Consider the following 3,860-nt stretch of genomic DNA (forward strand, 5'->3'; position numbering starts at 1 on the left):
TAAAAGAGCAATTTTCATTGCATTCTATAGATATAGAATCGCAGTAACAAATCTTATAAATTCCATTGAATTTCACAAGAGAATTTTTGCTATAATCTGTATGAGGGTCGTAGCAATAGGAAAAATTCTTGCTTACTCTCTTAGGAATATAATCGGCACAAGAGACAAGCAGTACGCAAGCAATTAATATTTTAAATGTCTTTACCATAATGAATAAGGATTGTTAAAACCAGTGTAATTATAAAAGCCTTTCTTAAACTCATCATATCTATTAAAGAAATGAGTTCTAGCAAACCACACCCATTTATGAGTTACATTTTGTGTCCTATCTTGTACCATTGGGTGGCTATAACCAAAACGATAAATAGTAGAACCTGTTCCTTTTACTCCAATCCATAAAGGACTTGAATAAGTTTGTCCTTCTTTCCAAGCTCCCATTTCCTGACCTTTAAATGGACGATTAGGTTTTCCATTAAGCATTGTTCCTTTAACCCATTCAGCATTTTCTCCTACATCATTATTATATAAATTAGAACCTAATGTAAAGTTACCTACAGTCAGTTCAAAAGCATTTGAACGAAAACGATCGTGTCCATCGCCAAAAAAGTCATTTTCCAGACGGAAAGAAACATCTCTAAAATATAGTGAGACACCTCCTACCACCTGATTGTCAGCACTTGAATAATTAGTTCTAGTGTAACCTAAGCCCCAGCCTTTATATCTTGCACTTGCTCCCCAACCAGAATAATCTCCTGTACTTCCACTTCCAATACCCCAGCCTAAAGATGTCGAAAAATCACCATTTGTATAATTTAAAGAAGTGTTCAATCCCAAACCTAATGTTCCACTACCAAATCCTAATCCTAAAGAAGCTGAAAAAGAAAAATTATTGGATATAGGAATATTAAAACTTGGCATAAAACTGTTAAATGTAGAGGATAACATATAATTCCCTGCAAAAGATAATCCACCAGAAAGACTTCCTCCTGCTGCGAGACTAAATCCTCCCATTGTATAGTAACTTAACAAGGCAGTTCCAGCACCTAGTCCTCCTGCTCCAACGGCATTCCAACCCCAATCTCCCGTTGTAATTCCGTGATAAACATAACCAAAAGCAAATCCTGCTACACCAACAATTAAATCATCTAGTAGAAATAGTTCCCCGTTTTGGTCAGTATAAAGTAATGGGTTGTTCAAACAGTACCCATATCTATTAAAGTTTTGGGTATTAAACGGGTCTTGTACATAGTTATCGGGTTGTAAAAAGCGATGTAAGGCTGGGTCGTACAAACGAGCATTCATATTGATAAGCCCTACGGTTTGCAGGTGTTCGTGTCCTGTAAAACCACGGTCTAATAGGGTAAGTTTGTCTAAGGTATTGCCTGCGCCGTCTTCTACTTTTATGGGTTGTCCCCAAGGGTCAAAGTGTCTGCGCTCGGCTATATTACCATTCTCATCGGTGAGCATTACAATACTTCCGAGATAGTCGCGGTGTAGGTAATAGAGTTTTTGCGTTTCTCCGTCCGAAATGAGTATTGCAGGAGCACTATACGGGTCGCCACCGAGGTAAAATAGAAAGTCAATACTTCCTTTTGTTTTATCCTCTTTGATTTCTACACTGCCATCGGTACTGTAATGTTTATGGGTTGGGCGTTTCTCTTTCTCAACTTCCGCATTGCCATAAAAGCTATGGGCACGATTGCCAAAGGCATTGTATAAGTAGGTAATACGTTCTTTGTCTTTTATGTAAATCTGCTCAGGGCTTTTGAGCATATTGTAGCGTATCGCGGGCATTGGTGACACTTTATAAAAGGTTTCGCCTGTAGAGTTCAATACTAACTTTTCTTGGTTATAACCCTTAGCAGAATATTTATAAGTACCCAAAAGACTATTTTCAGTAATGCGCCCGCGCTCATCGTAGCTATGGGTTTGCGGCGGAGTATTGGCATCGCCCCAAGCCGTAAGGCGATCTAAATTATCATAACTAAAATCCTCTTGTTTACCCCAAAAGCTGTATTGACGGCTGTCTAATAGTCCTTTTTGAGGGTTAAACTGCCACGTAAGTGCGCCTATAGCCTTGTCCTCATTTTGTAGCAGCTGACTTACAGGGAAACCTTTGTCGTAGGTATACGTCTCTTTTACATTGCCTTTATGACTTATGAGGGGTTGTCCATAAGGGTTTTCACTACTGAGTTTCCAAAGAGTTACACCCTTGTCGTCCTTCATTTCCACGAGTTCACCATTTTGATAGCGGTATTGCACCATTGCACTCGCGCGTTTGCCTGCTGCCTCTGCGGTGGTCATTTCCTTTTGTACCCGACCGAAAAAGGTCGTATGTATAGGCTTTGGTGTGAAGGTAAGTTCAGAGAATAGAGCACTTCGTCTATTATCTTTATTTGATTTACAATTTCTTTTGAATGTCTCATTATAAAGTTATATCCTTAAAAAAGAAATATTTATTTGTATTACTGTCTTTTATGTCAAATGAAATACAAAAATAAACATTATTTAGTTTATAATTAGATATATATTTAATGGCTTTTTCTATACTTCTTAATACATAATCTACCTCGCTTTCTCCTTTTTTTCTATTATAACTCCAATTGTCATAATTATATTCAAAATAACCATTATTATTAATATTGACTACATCTCCTCCCAAAACAGCAATTCTACTCTTTAGACACTCTTCTAAAATCTCTAAGGCATCATTTTTTGAAAAAGATTTTTGTATTGTCCCATATACAGGAGCTCCTTTTTTTAGTAGTGCTATTAATTTATCTGTTAATTCCATGTTATTTACTATTAGGACGAAAAAATCTATGATTAATCATTCCATCACGTTCTTTTATAAATTCAAAATATCCTTCTTTTCCTCTGTAACTTCCTGGTATTTTTAATATTGGAACTATAACACCATCTTTCCCTTTTAGAGGAGTTACAACCCCATCCATTTGAAAAGCTTTAACATTCTCAGGAAAGCTATGAAAAGCATCAGATGTATTAAACATATTTCCTAATACTCTATCTGAATACCAAGTCCCCTTAAAAAAATCATTCCTTTTTCCTGTCCAAGGATTTACATCATATCCTCTTGCATACTGAAATCCTTGCACAACCCCTAAAGCCGAACCTAATGCCAAACCATAGCCAGCTCCTTTAACACCATCTTTTAAAGCTTGATCAAAATCTTTAGTATATGCAAAAGAAATTCCTGCTGAAAGAAGAAAACCAGAAGCTGCATTACTAGTACTATTTATCAATACATTTTTAAGAATTGGACTTGAGATAGAGTTAAAAACTTTTGAAAATACTCCTGAAAATTTTGATGATATTTGCCCTCCTAAATAAGCACTTCCCATTCCTATTCCTGTGTCTATTATAGCACTTGTTAAACTGATATTACTCCATCCATTCTGCGAAACTTGTGAGGTAATATTATTTCCTAAACCTAATACAGCTCCAGCCGCCAATGGTCCTCCATATAAACTAGCAGCTCCAGCTCCTACTCCTACCGCAAAGTAACCAAGACCACTCCAGAAAGAAGTTACATTTCCTTGTATAGCATTTATAGTTAGGTTTACAACCCCTCCTACTAACATCGCAATAGCATCATCTATTACAAACCATTCTCCTGTAGGGTCAGTATAAAGTAATGGGTTATTCAAACAATAGCCATATCTATTAAAGTTTTGAGTGTAAAAAGGGTCTTGTACAAAGTTATCGGGTTGTAAGAAGCGGTGTAGCGCAGGGTCATATAAACGCCCGTTCATATGAATGAGACCTACCGTTTGGAGGTGTTCGTGTCCTGTAAAACCTCGGTCTAATAGAGTGAGTTTGTCTAAGGTATTGCCTGCGCT

3 protein-coding genes are annotated in these 3,860 nt (G+C 36.9%); all 3 read right to left on the reverse strand.

Annotation, left to right across the window (positions count from 1 at the left end; all coding sequences use genetic code 11):
* Nucleotides 1–201: 201 nt before the first annotated feature.
* The gene (locus I7X29_RS15080; RefSeq protein WP_225883793.1) at nucleotides 202–2,304 is read right to left on the reverse strand and encodes a polymorphic toxin type 23 domain-containing protein; all 2,103 of its coding nucleotides are present in this window, start codon (nucleotides 2,302–2,304) and stop codon (nucleotides 202–204) included.
* Between the two features lie 121 nt (nucleotides 2,305–2,425).
* Nucleotides 2,426–2,794, reverse strand: coding sequence for an Imm40 family immunity protein (imm40, locus tag I7X29_RS15085; RefSeq protein WP_009750675.1), 369 nt, complete (start codon nucleotides 2,792–2,794; stop codon nucleotides 2,426–2,428).
* 1 nt (nucleotide 2,795) lies between these two features.
* The coding region (locus I7X29_RS15090) for an RHS repeat-associated core domain-containing protein (RefSeq protein ID WP_198475860.1) at nucleotides 2,796–3,860 on the reverse strand (1,065 nt) is incomplete at its 5' end.

Source organism: Capnocytophaga periodontitidis (assembly GCF_016126015.1).
GTDB lineage: Bacteria > Bacteroidota > Bacteroidia > Flavobacteriales > Flavobacteriaceae > Capnocytophaga > Capnocytophaga periodontitidis.

Excerpts from the sequence above, each read along its gene's own strand:
- I7X29_RS15080 (WP_225883793.1), bottom strand. The coding sequence starts at position 2,304 with ATGACCACCGCAGAGGCAGCAGGCAAACGCGCGAGTGCAATGGTGCAA.
- imm40 (WP_009750675.1), bottom strand. The coding sequence starts at position 2,794 with ATGGAATTAACAGATAAATTAATAGCACTACTAAAAAAAGGAGCTCCT.